The following is a 17,124-nucleotide window of genomic DNA, read 5'->3' as shown; positions in this document are numbered from 1 at the left end:
ATCCGCTTTTATCAGAGATTCTGGATGCCCCTTCGGAACATCCAGAATAGCGAGAAGAGTCTCAAACTTACATCCTAGATTTTTCGCTACGCTACCAATGACAGATTTAATACTGGCTAAGCCATATAGATCTTGCTCCGTAGGAGCTACCACTTTGTAGCAAGATTAATTGATAAATATATGCGTACCGTAGGTACGCTCCTTTTGGAAAAGGATTGTACCTACGGCACAAAACATTTCGTTGTTTTTTTTGCTACAAAGCGGTTGTGCCTACGGCACATTGAAAGGAAAATGTATTGCTTTTGAAATTGCTCCGTAGGAGCAAAATGTTTGTAGGAAAAGAATGCGCAATAAAAGCAGCGTGCCGTAGGTACGCAACAATTTATTTTAAAGCTATATAAATCTTTTCGATTGGATTGCGTACCTACGGCACGCGTTTAATTCTCCTAACAATTTCTACAAACATTCAGCCTCTAACGAGGCTTTAAAAGAGAGTATAATCCGACCTCTATTCTTTGTTCCACTTACTTTACTTTCTGCAGGTCTTATGCAACAAAACATCAATCAGCCAAACATTGTCATTATGTTCCAAAAGTTTTGAGCGCAAAATTTAGTTCCTCAGAATAACAATATGTGTACTTGTCACTTTGAGTGAAACGAAGAGTCTCAAACTAGTGACTAGAAATGTTTTTTTACTTTTAAATTTTTACTTTTTATTTTGAAAACAGGGAGATGTCTAACTTTAAATAAAAAGGATTCGCAATCCCGCACAATAGAGCTGATTGCAAATCCGCTATTATCAGTTATTCAGGATGTCCCTTCGGAACATACTGAATAGCGAAGTATCACAAAAATGCTTAATGATTAAATGGAAAGAATAAATAATCGTTACTACCAAACATAAACGTCTTTTTTTGTTTGTCCTAATTTTGACCCCGATAATGTGCCATGTACTACATGCGAAGAGTTATTCGCGTCTATGAAAGTCACAGCGACATCAGCTGTAAAACGCTTGCGTTCATAGCTTCTGTCGATGATGATTTTAGAAATCAAGCCATCATAGCTTTCTGTAATATCGTAGCGGAGTGAGGAGCGAAATCCTACTTCAAATGGAAATGCGGAAACTTTCAAACTATCTTTATCGGTCACGAGTACTTCATGGGATCCAGGTAATAGCACGGTAGGAACAGTTACTTTTGTCTCAATCTTCATATAATCTGGTAAATCAAGGTCGATCGCCACACTGTCTTTAACATCTTCAAAAATATTATCAAGTTTTAAAGAAGTAACCGGCGTTGGAAATACTCTCTCGTATGTATCTATATCGACCCAAATACTTTCCCTTTTTAAATTGCTATAGCTAATGGAAGTCATGGACAGCAACGAAACAGTCCCGTCGTTAAGGTCTTCGTCTTCGTTCGGTGAATCATTTTTTGAACAGCTGCTGCTCAGGATAAGGAAACAAACAGTTAGTAAATTAAGTAAGGTTAAGTTCTTCATTCGTATGTTATGCTTGATCTGTACTGGTTTATACTAGCTCAAGATACTAATTTTAACTTAAAGGCAAGTCAATCCAACGGTTTTTAAGTAGATTTTAACATTTTGAACCTTGATTTAGGACAGAATGATATTCTAGTCTGAATAAGATAGAAAGCGAGAAATAGGATTAAGGATGGCTAATGCAGCAACTCTTAGTTGGCTTTATCCAGATAATCCTTTAAATCCGAAATACTGCGGATACCCAATGAAGCCGCTTGTTTTTGGCGCATCATTAGCGCGTAGGCATTATTAAAACCAATTGGTTGCAACCATTCAATGCCATACTGCTTTTTAAATGCTGCATTAACGTAGTCATAGGTTTTATCAGGATGCTGCGAAACCTTTCGAATAGTTTCCTGCGACGGATTTAGCAGAACTAAGAGTCCTGTTCCGGTGTATTCTGGATAGAGGTCGATGGCATCATTTGCCAATGCATCGAAACAGATTTTCGTGCCGCCCAAGCCTGTTTTGGTCTCCACTTGATAATCGGTATTTCCTTCAATCAGCATTTTGTAAATGGCAACCAGAATGTATTGTTCGCCAAATATTTTTGAACCAATTCGGATTGTTCCGGCATTCCCATTTCGTTTTTCTTTGAGCAATCCATTCTCCGTCAGGAAATCTTTTGCCACCTTTTCGGGGGTCAAATTTTGAAAATCTGTTTTGTAATTCAAATCGCGCATCAGCGAATCACTTATCTTTCCGGCAAGGAGATCCAATGCATCTTTCAGCCCAGGAAATTTTGCCAGCGTTTTGGTTTTGATTATCGGCGCCGCATAATAGGGTGGAAATATATTTTTATCATCCTCGAGAACAAGCAAGTCAAAAACCTGAATCCGTCCATCGGTAGAATAACCGCTTATCACATCCAGCTCACCTTCGCTCGCCGCTTTATACATAATCGCATCACTGACTACTTTCGGCTTGATCTGTATTCCATAAACTGAACGCAGGCCTAAATCCCCATCTTGCCTGCCCATAAACTCGGGCGTAAACCCGAACTTCAAGTCGCTTTTGCTAGCTGAAGGCCATACATAGATCACAGCAACAATAGCCAATAGGATAGGAATGCCTAATTTCAAATAACGAAGGCTTGCATAGCCTGATTTTTGAAGAAGCGCAATGCATTGGTCTAGCAGGATAGCTAACAAGGCTGCAGGTATTGCGCCAGCAAGAATCATATTGGTGTTGTTGAGCGATATACCGCCAAAGATAAATTCGCCTAGACCGCCGGCGGCGACGAAAGAAGCTAAAGTGGCGACGCCAACGTTGATTACTGCCGCTGTCCGTATCCCTGCCATAATCACAGGCATTGCCAATGGCAACTGGATATTGAACAAGAGCTGTCGTTTGTTCATGCCTAGCGCAGTTGCCGATTCAATCAGCAAAGGATTGACGCCAGTAATGCCTGTATAGGTATTTCGGATAATCGGCAGCAGTGCATAAATCAGCAAGGCAACGATTGCTGGAGTCGCTCCAATGCCAAAGGCGGGAATCATAAATCCCAATAAGGCAATGCTGGGCACCGTCTGCAGAATTCCGGCGATGCCCAATACAGGATTGGCAAGCTTTCGGTTTCTGGCGATTAGAATGCCTAGCGGAACGCCGACAAGAATCGCTAGGAACAAAGACAAAAAAGTCAGTCCAAGGTGTTCTAGAATCTGGCTGAACAGTTTTTCATGTTGCTCCACAACGAATTCCCAAAGGCTCTGCTGTTTCATCGGATTTGTGATTTACGGTATTCCCCAAATGCCTGGCTTAGCCGCTCATAATCCAAAGCATGTGTTTTATCGGTGCTCAGTTTTTGCAAAGCATGCCATGTACTATCCGATTCCGATAGATTTGACTGATTTAGAAAATTTCCAGACTCGTGTAGATAAGGCATAAGGGCTGAAATCGAAGTGAGTTTATATTCTAAAAGCAACCGATTTTCAGCGAAAAATTCGCTGACAAAGGAGTTTTTGGGTCGATAGATAATTTCTTCGCGCGTGCCAATCTGAATAATCTTCCCATTGTCCATCAACGCGATGCGGTGGCCAAGTTCAAATGCTTCCTGCACATCATGCGTGACTAGCACAACGGTTTTATTCTTTAATTCTTGCAAAGATTTGAATTCGGCATGTATATCTGCCTTTGTAATTGTATCGAGCGCTCCAAAAGGCTCGTCCATCAATAGGACAGGGGTGTTGGCAATCAACGCTCTCGCAATCCCAACGCGCTGCTGCTGTCCGCCACTTAATTCTTGCGGATAGCGATTGAGTACGTCTTCGGAAAGGTGCAATTTTTCAAGCAATTCCTGCGTGCGCTGTTCGGTCTGTTTTGGACTCCATTTGAGTAATTTGGGCACGACTGCGATATTCTGGCGAATGGTATAATGAGGAAATAGACCCGAATGCTGCATGACGAATCCAATTCCCATGCGAAGTTGTTCGGCTTGTTGCTCGCGAATGGATTTACCATCGATTAAGATTGTTCCTGAATCAGGCTCAATCAGCCGGTTAATCATTTTTAGCGTGGTTGTTTTTCCACAGCCACTCGTGCCCAAGAGCACTAATATTTCCTGTTCGTTGGCCTGAAAAGAAATAGAATCTACCGCTGTTTTTCCGTTATATCGTTTAGTTAGGGATTCGACTTGTATCATTTTTGCATTCCTCTTATTTAGCTAGCCTGATTCCTGTAAATTGCCATTGAAGTTTCGGATGAAAGAAATTGCGATAGGTATTTCGGCTATGGCCTTCGGGCGTCGCGACGGAAGCGCCGCGCAGTACATGCTGACTGACCATAAACTTCCCATTGTATTCACCGACTGCTCCGGCCACTTTTTTGAATCCCGGATACGGCAAATAGGCGCTGCCAGTCCATTCCCAGCGCGAACCCCACTGAAAGGATCCAGAAGCAACTTCCCATTCGGCTTCCGTAGGCAAACGCATTCCTTTCCATGAGGCAAAAGCAGACGCTTCGTAATAGTTGATGTGGCATAGCGCTTGTTCTGGACGAAGTTTCTGCAAACCATTCCATGAATACTGCATCCATTCGTTTTCGATCAAATGCCAATACAAAGGCGCTTTTGCTTTGTTCTGATTGACCCAATCCCAGCCTTCCGCATGCCAATGGCGGAAATCTTCATAGCCTCCGTCTTGCATAAATTCCAAGTATGCTGCATTGCTGACCAAGCTATTGGAGATTTCGAAATCATTCAAGTATACTTTATGGCGGTTTAATTCATTGTCAAAACAAAACCCTTCACCCTCAAATCCGATTTCATATACACCTTCGGAAAAGGATAGCCAGTCAGCATTCCCAAGCGCTGCTTCTTCAGCAACCTGGTTGGAATAGGCTGGAAAAAGCGGATTGTGTCCTAAAATATATTTGATATCTGTCAGCAATAATTCCTGATGCTGCTGTTCATGGTTCAATCCTAATTCCAATAAAGTCTTCACTTCTGTGCTTACAGCATGGCTTGCCAGAAAATCCAACAAATAGTTGTCTACATATTCGCGATAGCGGTATACATCAGCAACGGATGGCCGGCTTAGATTTCCACGGTCTGTACGGATTACGCGATTACCGACCGTTTCATAATAACTATTGAACACAAAATTATATTGCTTGTCGAAAACAACGTAGCCCGGAGAATGAGGGATCAGAATAAAGGTCTCAAAAAACCAGGTCGTATGCCCGAGATGCCATTTCGGAGGACTGACATCGCCAATAGGCTGCACGACATAGTCTTCGATTTCAAGCGGTTCGCAGATGCTGACCGAATGCAGGCGAATATTTTTATAGCTGTTTGCTAAGTCAGCGATAGAAGCGGTCATTTTCGTTGCTGTGATCATGTTGTTCAGTTTTTTGTGTTATCGTACTTGCCAGATTGCATCTACAAACCAATTTTTTGAATCGGCGATTTGATCAACAAATGCAAAACCTGTCTTGTCTGCTAATTCCTGTATGTCGGCTTTCGAGAACTTTTGTGAAATTTCCATTTCCAAGAGTTCATTTTCTTCGAAAGAAATGATTTCATCGGCGACGCTAACATCCTGTTTGCTAAGGCTAACCAAATAACTTCGGCATGCACCGCTGATCGGATCGTATGTTTGATAATGTTCGAATTGGCTAAGGTCAAAGTCTGCTTCTAATTCGCGGTTGATGCGGACCAGAAGGTTCAAGTTAAACTTCGCTGTCAATCCGTTCTTATCATTGTATGCATTCAGAATGGTATTCGGGTTTTTCTTTAAGTCGAAACCAATCAAAACCAGATCGCCTTTGTTTAATTTCTTATTCAGGCTGTTGCAGAATTGATAAGCTTCTTCCAATTCCATATTTCCAATATTGCTTCCTAAAAATAAGACAACTTTCTTGCGTTCAGAAATCGCCGAAGCTTTTTCCAGCATATCAAAGTATTCGCCTTCTAAAGCGACAACATCCAAATTCGGCAATTCTTTCTGCAACCGCTGCTGCAATTCATTCAAGATATTGCCCGAAATGTCAATCGGCATATAGGAGAAGTCGCGTCCATCACGTACAAAGTGACGAAAGAGGTAAGAAGATTTCAAGGCATCGCCAGCACCCAATTCTATCAGATCAAATGGTTCATTTCCGAGCGATAATTTATCGGCAAGTTCTACAGTTTTATTCTTAAAAATATCGAGTTCGCAAGGCGTGAGGTAGTATTCAGGCATAGCCATGATTTCTTGAAAGAGCTTGTCGCCATTCTTATCATAGAAATATTTCGAAGAAAGTTTTTTGGGTGTGCTGCGCAATCCCTCAACAATTTCCTCTTGGAATTTTTCATTCCTGTTAGGTATTGTTTCTGTTGTTGAGCTATCGGTTTCTATATTCGATTTATGTGTGGTCATAGTATTTCTTAAGTAAGGACGACTATTTTTCCTGCTCCGGAATTGTTTTCCATAAATGCATGCGCTTCCGCTAGTTCGTCCAGTTTAAATATACGTTTAATAATAGGAGAGAGATTTCCTTTTTCAATGGAATTGATAAATTCTTGAAAATGCACAGGCTCTACACGGAACTGTCCGCTATCGTAAGTCGTCAAGCGAACAGTCGCAGGAATGCTTTCCATCGGCGCAAAGTCGGTAAACGACCATTCTTCGGCCAACATGCCGGTCATGCAAACGGTTCCTCCAGGCGCTACGCAATGCAAAGAATCTAGCAGAGTCGACGTGCCTATAAGTTCCAAAACCGAATCGATTTTTAAAGAAGCATCGCTATGAATCTGTGCGCTAAGTTTTCCATCATCGATCAGCACCTTGTCCGCGCCTTGCTGCAAAAGGAAATCAGTTTTAGCTTGGTTTCTTGTTGTCGAAATAACTGAAAGACCAACATCCTTGGCTAGTTGCAAAGCATGCAAACCGACGGAAGAAGTTCCGCCACGGATTAACAGCGTTTCGCCTTTCTCAATTTTCAACGCCAAATGCAACGAGCCATAAGCGGTCTGGAACATTTCAGGTAAGGAAGCTAACACATCCCAGGAAAGCGAACTGACAAAAGGCATCAGGATACCTTTAGGAACAGCTGTGTATTCGGCATAACTGCCATCGAAATCTCTTCCCATTCCGCCCATAAAGCAAGCAACTTGCTGGCCTTTGGCAAATTCATATGACGGGTCATTTTCAACGACGCCAACGCATTCGATACCGAGAATCCTCGGCAGCTTAACGTCGGGCGAATAACCCTTTCGCGTCATCAGTTCCGAACGGTTTAGTCCAAATCCTTTAACGCTAACCAATACTTCTCCTGACTGCGGAATAGGAATAGGCCGCTCTTCCAGACGTAATAGTTCCGGACCTCCAGTTTCGCTCAGTACAATTGCTTTCATTTTTATAACTTGATTTCCGGTTAATCATGTATCGGATGATTCCTTACATGAACAACAGGATTCTAACTGCTTTTGTTTTGCTTTTCTGCCTTTAGCATCATTTAATTTAAGATAGCTTACTTGTGCTCGTTAACAAAATTAGGTAGAATATGTTATTCGCACCCTTAATCTAGATTAAGAAATTAAGGTAGGAGAGCCGTATGCAAGTTGGGAGAAGGGCGCTATGGCTTTGCCTATTTTAAGCAATGCCATGGGCGTGCAAATCAATACATTGTGGCATCATTTGCCTTAACAGAAAGCAAACTAAATAATTAGAAAAGAATGGACTTTACTTTATAAGAGCTAGTTCTGAAAAACCAAACAAACTGGAACTGCACAGTCAATCCGGTTTCTGCTATCGGTCAATTTTCCGGTCAGTGCATCCCGATTAAATATAACGATGGAATCGGATGATTGATTTGCGACGAGCAGAAATTTCCCGGAAGGATCGATTGTAAAGTTGCGTGGGCCTTTGCCCAATGTAGAAACGGTTTCAACGGCTTGTAAGCTTCCATTAGCTGCGATGGCAAAAACTGAGATTGTATTGGCATCGCCGCGGTTTGTTTCGTATAAAAACTTTCCGTCCGCCGAAATATGTATATCGGCAGCGTCGACCTTGCCTTTGAAATCAGGGGCAACGGTATTGATTTCTTCTACGAAAGTAAGTTTTCCTTTTTTATAGCTCAACGTCTGGATTTTTCCAGTGAACTCATGAACGAGATAGACAAATTTTCCATTTGGAGAAAAGGCAAAATGCCTTGGTCCAGAACCTGCCTGCGTCGTGTACACTGATTTCCATCGCAAGATGCTGTCTTTGCTTTTCGGATGATAACTGTATGTGTACACTTTATCTTCTCCTAAATCCGTCGCAATAACGTATTTTCCGTCAGGAGTAAATTTCACTTGATGTACATGCGCGCTTTCCTGCCTTCCATTTGGGTCAATGCTTTTTCCAGTATGCTTAATTACTTGAGAAGCTGAATCCAATGAGCCGTCTTCCAGAATCTTAAACACAGCTAAAGTACCACCGCTGTAATTGGCGACTAATACATGATGCTGATCTGCGATCAAAAAACATGGATCATTTCCTTCGCTATCAACCTGATTTAGAAATTCCAGTGCACCAGTCTTGGCTTCATACCGAAACGCGCTTACCGTGCTTTTATCACCCGATTCATTGACTGCATAAGCGAATTGCTGATTTGGAGATATTGTCAGGTAACTTGGGTTTGGCGAATGCGTTGCTTGGCTTAGTGTTGCTGTACCCTTTTGCCCATCAAATTCAAAGGTGTAGATTCCTTCGCTTTTACCTGAATTAGTATAGGTACCTACTAAAAGATGTTGCGTTTGGCTATAAAGCATGGTCGATAAGCAGCAAAATAAAAAGATAGCGATAGACTTTCTCACGGAATTTGATTTAAGCATAAACAAATATGGGAAGAAATGAATGTATTTAGAAATCTAAATGCGCACAATCTACTTGAATGGCCATGGAAAAAACTTCTTTTTCTTTTTCAATGTAATAATGATTACACCATTCACAGCCCTACTTCCATAAAGGGCTGTGGCTGTTGTATCCTTTAGTATTTCAAGAGATTCAATATCTTCAGGATTAATCGTTTGAATGTCCATATATTCCATGATTTTTCCATCCACAACATAAAGAGGTGCACGTTTTTGATATCGATGGTCTCTTACGTAGCAACTGGCAATAATTTCTACTCCAGCTAGAGCCTGGTTTTCATAATAAGCGTCGTTGATAGGATAAGTGGATGCCACATTTTCATCCTTTTCTACATAGAAGTAGAATTCATTTTTGAAAATCATTTCCAAGTAATCGGAACATCCTTTGACTTCCCAATAATTTAATCCATCGTACTGAGCGATGATGTCTTTAGCTTTTAATTTGGATAAATCAACATATTTTCCGTCAGGCAAATAACCTTTAAACTTTGTTGTAAGCTGTAATTTAGCGATGCGCTGATCTTTCTCTTCATACTGCTGAAAAATAACACCCGGATACAAATCACTTGTGTACCCTTCATGATTGACGAATCGGGAATCTCTGGCTTCCAATCCTTCGCATAGGCTCATTTCATTGACCTCAACCTTTTTTAATTGGGGGTCTTTCGACTTTAAATGATCAAGCGTAAGAACGCATAGTTTAATCCTGTCCAATCGTATGGTGTCGGCGTTTTTGGCAATCGAAGTCAAGGATATGCTTATAAAGATCCAACTTACTACTAGTTTTATCATGCGCTTTCTGAATAGAATGTCCAGAAGGATGCTTTAATTTTCAAATTCCACAAAAAACCCTCAACTTTTTTTGCTGAGGGTTTTTTACGGTCTAGACTAGATGCCCATTTCCTTTAAAATAAATTGGGCGTTATCAATCTTATCTGCTACCCACAGCACATAACGGATGTCCACACCGATGGAACGTGAATAACTTTCGTTCCAAGCAAAATCGTTTATCGTTGCATCATAAGCACGGTCGAAGTTGACGCCAATCAATTCACCATAAGCATTCATAATCGGAGATCCCGAATTTCCACCTGTGGTATCCATGTTGTACAAAATATTCACTGGAACATCGTTCATGTCTTTCATGGCATAAGGGCCAAAGTTTTTAGCTAACCATGCGGTCTGAATCGTTTCTGGGTACTTGAACTCCGGCAAATCTGAATTTCCTTTTTCGATAATTCCCTGCACTTTGGTAAAGGGTTCCATATAGGTTGCATCGGCCGGACTGTAGCCTTTGATGTTTCCAAAAGTCAGGCGCAAGGTAGAATTCGCATCTGGAACAAAATTTTTGTCCTGATACAATTCTTTCACCGCTACATAATCTCCCATCAATTTGTTCAAAACGCCATCGCGTCTTTTCTGTTCCTGACCGAATGCTGTCAATTCTGCAAACAATGCTTTTTGATAGTTCAATAGGTCATCGCTATACGTCATCAATGAAGACGAAGAATTCAATACTTTGGAATAAAATACTTGTCTGTCGTTCAGCTTGCTTTTGTCAAGTGCATTTTGAATAAAACTCGAAGCTTGTTCTTTCGACGTAAAATGAAAGTTTGAGAAACTGCTGATCGCATTTTTATCTTTCAGCTCATGTCCGGTCTCAAACATGTATGCGCCGATATTTTTATCAACCTGCAGATTGTAGCTCTCGTAAATTTTGTCCAACTGTTTCTTTACATTCTCGACATTCAAGTCAAAGAATTCTTGCTGGCGTGTTGCCGATGGCTGTTTTGCCAATGCTTCCTGAAATTGATTAACAATGTCCGCAACTTGCAATAGACGGATGGAAGAAGTGCTGTTGTTTAACCAAAGCTCGCGTTCTGCATCTGAAAAGATTACATCATAGTAGGCGTCGATATCTTGCATCAACGAACCATACTTTGCTTTTAAATCTGCTTTGCTTTGAATAAAGGTATTTAACGCTTGGTCTTCTTTTTCTTTGCTAGCAACCAGATTGATGTTGCGCAGTCCTTTTAATTTACCGCGGTAATTCTTCATGACATTCGCATTTCGCTTGATGCGCGTTGCTAAAGCCAATTCGGTTGCCTTATCATCTTTTCCTGCCAAATACATTTGGTTGTTTTGGAAATCATACAATTCCGAAGTGTATGGCAATAAATAGTTTTGTTGGTACTCAAGGTAAGCGGCAGGGCGATGTCTGAACGTTCTTCCAGGGTAACCTAGGATAAACACGAAATCATTTTCAGAGACGCCTTTAGGATTTACTTTCAAATGTTTCTTCGGTTTGTAAGGTACGTTGTTTGTCGAGTATGTTGCTGGAGAACCATCAGGTGCTACGTATGCACGCAAGAACGAAAAATCTCCTGTATGTCTTGGCCAAACCCAGTTGTCTGTTTCTCCTCCGAATTCGCCAATATCCTGACGGGGAATGTAAACCAAACGCACGTCAGAAATGGTTTTGTATTTGAATAACACATAACTCTTTCCGATAAACATTTCAGAAACCTCTGCCTTAATGGTTGGGTCTTCTGACTCTGCTTTTCTCGCGATTTCTGCTCTTTTCTGAGAAATAATATTGATGCGCTCCAATGGGTCAGTCACATTTGCGACAGCATCCAATAATTGTTTGGACACATCTTCATACGAATCGGTAATCCGGATGGTCAATCCTTTGGCTTCAATTTCTTGTTGCTGGTTATTGGCTACAAAGCCATTTTCCAGGTAATTTTGCTCAGGCGTACTCGCCAATTGAACTGCCGAGAATGCACAATGGTGATTCGTTATAATCAATCCATTCGGAGAAACGAACGAACCGCTGCATCCCGAAACTTGAACTAATGCATCCACCAAGCCCACCTGTCCAGGATTATAAATATCCTTCTCCGAAATCTTCAGTCCTGCCTTTTTTAATCCTGCACGGTTTAAATCGCTCAAAGGGAACATCCCCTCATCAGGACTTGAAGCCGAAAAGTTAAAAACGCCAACACCGATAAAAAGGAGTGCTACAATTTTTTTGGAAATCATTTGCATAGTCTTTTAGTTTTTAGCAAAAATACTAATTCTTTCGAATATCAAATGGATTAACCAATTAAAGTAAGGCGAAAAGGATTTACTTTGACTACCTTTGTAAAATCAAATTTTTACAACCATGACGCTTGTTCAACTGGAATACATCGTTGCTGTAGATACCTATCGTAGTTTTGTTGCAGCAGCTGAGAAATGCTTTGTTACCCAACCCACATTGAGTATGCAAATCCAGAAGCTGGAAGAATCTATCGGCGCAAAAGTATTCAATCGAAGCAAACAACCCGTCGTCCCAACAGAAATTGGTGTTAAGCTTATTGCGCAAGCGCGCATTATTCTTAATGAAAGTAAAAAAATAGCTGAAATTATTCAGGAAGATAATGGGGAATTGATTGGCGAGCTTAAGATTGGCGTTATCCCAACTGTTGCACCTTATTTGTTGCCCGAAGTCATTACGTCCATTTTAGAGAAATTTCCAAAACTTAAACTTCAGATTTGGGAATATACTACCGAAAGGATTGTTCAGGAACTGAAAAACGGAACCTTAGACTGTGGTATTCTATCGACGCCTCTCCAGGATGCGGCCATTCACGAAGTGCCTTTGTATTATGAGCCTTTTGTGGCTTATGTATCTGAAAACACCAAAACATTTGCCAAGAAGGTTATCCATGCCGACGATATTTCGGAAGAGAAACTGTGGTTACTAAATGAAGGACATTGCATGCGCGGACAAGTGCTGAACCTGTGCCATTATAAGCACAATGAAAGTCTGGATGCAACATTTGATTACAATACGGGAAGCGTCGAAACATTGAAACGCATGGTGGATATCAACGGAGGGGTTACGATTTTGCCAGAATTATGCATCCACAATTACAATGAAGACGAACTGCAATATATACGCTATTTTAAATCGCCAGAGCCTGTCAGAGAGATAAGCATTGTGACCACGCAAAATTATGTGAAGAAGCAAGCAATCCTAACCTTGAGGGAATCGATATTGAAAGCCGTCCCTCAGAAATTTGTAAATAAAAAGAAAAGAGAAGTTATGGGTTTTGACCTGTAAGAAAAAGAGATAATGAAGTTTAATTTTAAAGAGAACCTAAACAGACTAAACCAGTGGAGAATGCAGAAGATTTCGAATCGGAATTTTCTAATCCTTCTTTCGTTTGTCGTGGGGATTATCGGAGGATTGGCAGCGGCCATATTAAAAGGATTAACCCATTTTATTGCATCGACTTTGCAGGACGATGTGCAATGGGAATACAAATATTTGTTTTATTTGATTTTCCCGTTAATCGGCATTTTCCTATCCGTACTTTATGTTCGAAAATTCATCAAAAGTAAATCTCTGGACCATGGCATAACGCCAATTTTATATGCCATCTCTCGGAAATCCAGCCGCATTGATGTGCATAATGTGTATTCGCAAATCATTACGGCGGCATTGACTGTTGGATTTGGAGGTTCTTCTGGTTTGGAAGCGCCAATTGCCTATAGCGGTTCGGCTATCGGTTCGAATACCGGTCGTTTCTTTGGTTTGCAATACAAGGAAGTCACCTTATTGTTAGCCTGCGGTGCTGCGGCAGGAATATCCGGCGCATTTAATAGTCCCTTGGCGGGAATGATTTTTGCCATTGAAATTTTGTTGTCGGAATTTTCGATTCCGGTATTTATCCCTTTACTGATTTCAGCGGCCTTAGCTTCCGTTGTGTCGCGCGTATTGTATAGCGAACCCTTATTTCATACGACGGTCAGCGATTGGGAAGTCGAAGCCTTGTTCTTTTACCTGCTTTTAGCTGCCATCGTTGGTCTGTTTACGATATATTTCGCCAGGATCAGTACGTCAGTTAAAAATTGGTTTGGAAAAATTTCAAATCCATACAACAAAGTCTGGCTTAGCGGCATTTCGTTGGGAATCCTCATCTTTATTTTTCCAGCTTTGTATGGAGAAGGCTATTTAGCCATACAGCAAATTCTAGATGGAAACTTTGATTCGATTGTGAAGAACTCTTTGTTTTCGGATTACCGAAACATGGGCTGGGTGGTGCTCTGCTATACGGTTCTGGTTATTTTTGCCAAATCCATTGCTGCGTTGTTTACGATTAATGGGGGAGGAAATGGGGGAGTCTTCGGGCCTAGCTTGGTTATCGGTGGATTGATTGGATTTGCCTTTGCTTATGGTCTAAACTTGACGGGATTGGTGCAGTTGAATGTGCCTAATTTTGTGATGGCTGGAATGGCTGCTGCCTTAAGCGGTATTATGCATGCGCCATTGACAGGCATGTTTCTAATTGCCGAAATTACGGGAGGATACACCTTGATGGTCCCGCTAATGCTCGTTGCGTCGATTTCTTACCTAATCAATCGAGCGGTCATGAAACATTCGATTTATACGAAAGTACTTGCGGATTCAGGAGATTTGATTTCTTATGAAGATAAAGACCGAACGGTCTTAAGCATGATGAAGCTTCGGTATATTCTGGAAAATAACTTTATTATTCTTCGGCCGAATGAAACTCCTTTGGACCGTCAAACTGAAATTATCCATTCCAAACGGAATATATTTCCTATTGTCGACCTAAAAGGCAAATTCCTAGGATTGATTTACAGCGAAAAATTGTTCAGCATCCTGCTTCGGGAGGAAGAAGGGATTGAAAAAACCTTCGAACAGCTCGCGCAAAAACCGAACGATATTATTAAGGACAAAGAGAATATGGAAATCGTAATGTCCAAAATGAATCGCGATGACGTGTGGATTCTGCCAGTCGTTGATGACGAGAATCATTATTTGGGTTTTGTTTCCAAATCATCTGTATTTAATAAGTATCGTGCATTGCTTATGCGCCAAGGGAAATATTTGGAATAACATGCGACATAAAGTTTAGCTGGATAGATACGCCAACTTCTCATAATCCCTCCCTCAAATCCTTTCCATCTGCAATTATGGTATAAAAATCCGTAATCCATATACCAATTGCTAGCACATCATCCCGGATATTTGTACCTAGGAATTAATTACGATCAATAAAAATATGGAAAAGAGAATTTTAGGCAATCAAGGTTTAGAAGTTTCCGCATTGGGTTTGGGATGTATGGGATTAAGTTTTGGATACGGGCCAGCCTTGGACAAGCAGGAAGCAATTGCATTGATCCGTTCGGCGTTTGAGCAGGGAATTACATTTTTTGATACTGCGGAAGCCTATGGGCCGGCGCTGAATGAAGAATTACTAGGCGAGGCGATTGCGCCATTTAGCCATCAAGTCCAAATCGCAACAAAATTTGGTTTCAAAGAAGGCAAGACTGCCTTGGGAATGGATAGTCGTCCAGAAAATATCCGTGCGGTTGCCGAAGCTTCCTTGATTCGTTTGCGCAGGGATTCTATAGATCTGTATTATCAGCATCGGGTCGACCCAAGCATTCCGATAGAAGACGTTGCAGGCACGATTCAAGACCTGATTCAAGAAGGCAAAATCAAATATTGGGGACTATCCGAGGCGGGGGCGCAGACCATTCGCAGAGCGCATGCCGTGCAGCCGCTGACTGCACTGCAAAGTGAGTATTCGTTGTGGTGGCGCGAACCTGAACAGCAGATCATTCCGCTATTGGAAGAGCTGGGCATTGGGTTTGTGCCCTTCAGTCCTTTGGGTAAGGGATTTCTGACGGGTGCAATTACTGAAGATACCAAATTCGACAAGACTGATTTTAGAAATGTTGTTCCTCGCTTTACCGAAGAGAACCGAAAAGAAAATCAAGCATTAGTTACCTTGCTGACTTCGATTGCTAACGAGAAAAATGCCTCGCCAGCGCAAATCGCTTTAGCCTGGTTGCTGTCGCAACGGCCTTGGATTGTCCCAATACCCGGAACGACTAAAATTTCTAGGCTAAGAGAAAATATTGGCGCTACAGAAGTTGTGCTCAGCAAGGACGATCTTTCGAAGATTGAGCAAATTGCTTCGCAAATAGCCATCCAAGGCGATCGGTATCCAAAAGATTTACAAGCAAGAGTAGGGAAATAATGAAAAAGAAGCTAATCGATAAAAAATACCTGTTGATTTTTGCGGTCATCTGCTCATTATTCGGATGCGCAGATGCGCAAGATAAAGAAAAGGATAAGAATGTGCTGATTGTTTATTTATCCAGAACAAACAATACCAAATTTATTGCGGAAAGCATCCATAAGCGAGTGGGAGGAACTATTTTGCCACTGGAATTAAAAACACCTTATCCAGAAGACTACAAAGCGATCGTGGATCAGGTTACCCAAGAAAATGAGTCGGGTTTTTTGCCTGAATTAAAGACGAAGATAAACCTAGCGGATTACGATGTGATTTTTGTTGGTTTCCCTACTTGGGGAATGCGCTTGCCTCCTCCGATAAAGAGCTTTCTCCATGCGGATGGCTTTCGAGGGAAGACGATTATCCCCTTAAACAGCAACGCAGGCTATGGAATCGGAAGCAGTTTCGATCAACTGAAAGCTTTAGTGCCGAATAGTTCTGTCCTAGATGGATACTCCACAAAAGGAGGGGTCGAACGCGATACTATTTTAAACGTTATGGAAGGCGAAAAGGCCAAGCAAGTTGAAGCTGATGTGCTTAATTGGTTAGAAAGGCTTGGTTTTTAAGAAAGAAACTCGGTTTCTAACTGATAGCCCTGGCAGCCAAAATAAAAAAAGGAAGCGCAGGGTTTTGCGTCGAACAAGCAAATTCAAAAGAATATGCGGAACAAAAATCAACTAGTTTCCGAAATTATTCTTATAAATCCGATTAAAAAGGCTTTAAACGCGGTTTTTAGTAACACACACTATTTTGTTTATTGGTTAATTCCAGAAAAAAAGTACCGAACAATTTTTTGAAAGTAGGTAACGCTAGAGAAAAAGTATCCAACAATTTTTTGAAAGTAGGTAACGATAGGAAAAAAGTACCCAACATTTTTTTGAAAGTAGGTAGCGCTAGAGAAAAAGTACCCAACAAAATTTTTGGATTAGGGAACTTGAAAAAGTTTTTGGGTAATCCGGCGACAAAAGTAGGGAACAAAATTTTTGGATTAGGGAACTTGAAAAAGTTTTTAGGTAATCCGGCGGAAAAAGTAGGGAACAAAATTTTTAAAGTAGGGAACGCCAGCATAAAAACACCTAACATTTTTTTGAAAATAGGTAACAACAGAAAAAAGTACCCAATTTTTTTTTCCAACCGCAGGTTCTT

At 41.1% G+C, this 17,124-nt stretch carries 14 protein-coding genes; 4 read left to right on the top strand and 10 right to left on the bottom strand.

Translation table 11 applies throughout. The annotated features are described in order from the left end of the window. Nucleotides 1-891: 891 nt before the first annotated feature. The 9 genes from C4F49_RS03245 to C4F49_RS03205 all read right to left on the bottom strand — a co-directional run bounded on the left by C4F49_RS03245 (nt 892) and on the right by C4F49_RS03205 (nt 11,920). On the bottom strand, nt 892-1,500 hold the full coding sequence (locus C4F49_RS03245) for a hypothetical protein (protein ID WP_196934450.1): 609 nt from the start codon (nt 1,498-1,500) through the stop codon (nt 892-894). Between the two features lie 191 nt (nt 1,501-1,691). Then, entirely contained in the window at nt 1,692-3,260 is a 1,569-nt protein-coding gene (locus C4F49_RS03240) for an ABC transporter permease/substrate-binding protein (RefSeq protein WP_196934449.1), read from the bottom strand. Continuing rightward, complete coding sequence (locus C4F49_RS03235) at nt 3,257-4,180, bottom strand: ABC transporter ATP-binding protein (RefSeq protein WP_196934448.1); 924 nt, start codon at nt 4,178-4,180, stop codon at nt 3,257-3,259. The genes C4F49_RS03240 and C4F49_RS03235 overlap by 4 nt, the downstream gene beginning before the upstream one ends. Before the next feature lie 13 nt (nt 4,181-4,193). Continuing rightward, nucleotides 4,194-5,375, bottom strand: coding sequence for an ergothioneine biosynthesis protein EgtB (gene egtB / locus C4F49_RS03230; protein ID WP_231388192.1), 1,182 nt, complete (start codon nt 5,373-5,375; stop codon nt 4,194-4,196). Between the two features lie 18 nt (nt 5,376-5,393). Then, nucleotides 5,394-6,395, bottom strand: coding sequence for an L-histidine N(alpha)-methyltransferase (locus C4F49_RS03225; protein ID WP_196934447.1), 1,002 nt, complete (start codon nt 6,393-6,395; stop codon nt 5,394-5,396). Nucleotides 6,396-6,403: 8 nt separating this feature from the next. After that, entirely contained in the window at nt 6,404-7,372 is a 969-nt protein-coding gene (locus C4F49_RS03220) for a zinc-binding alcohol dehydrogenase family protein (RefSeq protein ID WP_196934446.1), read from the bottom strand. A gap of 342 nt (nt 7,373-7,714) precedes the next feature. Further along, nucleotides 7,715-8,818, bottom strand: coding sequence for a lactonase family protein (locus C4F49_RS03215; protein WP_196934445.1), 1,104 nt, complete (start codon nt 8,816-8,818; stop codon nt 7,715-7,717). A gap of 69 nt (nt 8,819-8,887) precedes the next feature. After that, a complete protein-coding gene (locus C4F49_RS03210) occupies nt 8,888-9,667 on the bottom strand; it encodes a TonB-dependent receptor plug domain-containing protein (RefSeq protein ID WP_231388191.1) in 780 nt (259 codons plus the stop codon). 96 nt (nt 9,668-9,763) lie between these two features. Continuing rightward, complete coding sequence (locus C4F49_RS03205) at nt 9,764-11,920, bottom strand: S46 family peptidase (protein ID WP_231388190.1); 2,157 nt, start codon at nt 11,918-11,920, stop codon at nt 9,764-9,766. Between the two features lie 124 nt (nt 11,921-12,044). Between C4F49_RS03205 and C4F49_RS03200 the strand changes: the two genes are divergently transcribed. From C4F49_RS03200 to C4F49_RS03185, 4 genes are all read left to right on the top strand, one after another. Then, entirely contained in the window at nt 12,045-12,986 is a 942-nt protein-coding gene (locus C4F49_RS03200) for a hydrogen peroxide-inducible genes activator (RefSeq protein WP_196934443.1), read from the top strand. 60 nt (nt 12,987-13,046) lie between these two features. Next, complete coding sequence (locus C4F49_RS03195) at nt 13,047-14,789, top strand: chloride channel protein (RefSeq protein WP_231388189.1); 1,743 nt, start codon at nt 13,047-13,049, stop codon at nt 14,787-14,789. 166 nt (nt 14,790-14,955) lie between these two features. Next, the gene (locus tag C4F49_RS03190) at nt 14,956-15,939 is read left to right on the top strand and encodes an aldo/keto reductase (protein ID WP_196934441.1); all 984 of its coding nucleotides are present in this window, start codon (nt 14,956-14,958) and stop codon (nt 15,937-15,939) included. Next, nucleotides 15,939-16,544 carry a flavodoxin gene (locus tag C4F49_RS03185; protein ID WP_196934440.1) on the top strand — a complete coding sequence of 202 codons (606 nt, stop codon included), beginning with the start codon at nt 15,939-15,941 and terminating at the stop codon, nt 16,542-16,544. The genes C4F49_RS03190 and C4F49_RS03185 overlap by 1 nt, the downstream gene beginning before the upstream one ends. A 166-nt stretch (nt 16,545-16,710) precedes the next feature. On the opposite strand, the gene C4F49_RS03180 is transcribed toward C4F49_RS03185, so the two are convergent. Next, nucleotides 16,711-17,061 (bottom strand): hypothetical protein, encoded by a 351-nt coding sequence (locus tag C4F49_RS03180; RefSeq protein ID WP_231388188.1) that lies wholly within the window; start codon nt 17,059-17,061, stop codon nt 16,711-16,713. Nucleotides 17,062-17,124: the final 63 nt, after the last annotated feature.

The organism is Sphingobacterium hungaricum, from assembly GCF_015210005.1.
GTDB classification, from domain to species: Bacteria; Bacteroidota; Bacteroidia; order Sphingobacteriales; family Sphingobacteriaceae; genus Sphingobacterium; species Sphingobacterium hungaricum.
Note: the sequence above shows the minus strand (reverse complement) of the source record. Positions and strands in the feature narration are given on the sequence as shown.

What these genes read in the sequence shown, in the direction of transcription:
- C4F49_RS03245 (WP_196934450.1), bottom strand. Translation starts at nt 1,500, where the DNA reads ATGAAGAACTTAACCTTACTTAATTTACTAACTGTTTGTTTCCTTATC.
- C4F49_RS03240 (WP_196934449.1), bottom strand. Translation starts at nt 3,260, where the DNA reads ATGAAACAGCAGAGCCTTTGGGAATTCGTTGTGGAGCAACATGAAAAA.
- C4F49_RS03235 (WP_196934448.1), bottom strand. Translation starts at nt 4,180, where the DNA reads ATGATACAAGTCGAATCCCTAACTAAACGATATAACGGAAAAACAGCG.
- egtB (WP_231388192.1), bottom strand. Translation starts at nt 5,375, where the DNA reads ATGATCACAGCAACGAAAATGACCGCTTCTATCGCTGACTTAGCAAAC.
- C4F49_RS03225 (WP_196934447.1), bottom strand. Translation starts at nt 6,395, where the DNA reads ATGACCACACATAAATCGAATATAGAAACCGATAGCTCAACAACAGAA.
- C4F49_RS03220 (WP_196934446.1), bottom strand. Translation starts at nt 7,372, where the DNA reads ATGAAAGCAATTGTACTGAGCGAAACTGGAGGTCCGGAACTATTACGT.
- C4F49_RS03210 (WP_231388191.1), bottom strand. Translation starts at nt 9,667, where the DNA reads ATGATAAAACTAGTAGTAAGTTGGATCTTTATAAGCATATCCTTGACT.
- C4F49_RS03205 (WP_231388190.1), bottom strand. Translation starts at nt 11,920, where the DNA reads ATGATTTCCAAAAAAATTGTAGCACTCCTTTTTATCGGTGTTGGCGTT.
- C4F49_RS03200 (WP_196934443.1), top strand. Translation starts at nt 12,045, where the DNA reads ATGACGCTTGTTCAACTGGAATACATCGTTGCTGTAGATACCTATCGT.
- C4F49_RS03195 (WP_231388189.1), top strand. Translation starts at nt 13,047, where the DNA reads ATGCAGAAGATTTCGAATCGGAATTTTCTAATCCTTCTTTCGTTTGTC.
- C4F49_RS03190 (WP_196934441.1), top strand. Translation starts at nt 14,956, where the DNA reads ATGGAAAAGAGAATTTTAGGCAATCAAGGTTTAGAAGTTTCCGCATTG.
- C4F49_RS03185 (WP_196934440.1), top strand. Translation starts at nt 15,939, where the DNA reads ATGAAAAAGAAGCTAATCGATAAAAAATACCTGTTGATTTTTGCGGTC.
- C4F49_RS03180 (WP_231388188.1), bottom strand. Translation starts at nt 17,061, where the DNA reads ATGTTAGGTGTTTTTATGCTGGCGTTCCCTACTTTAAAAATTTTGTTC.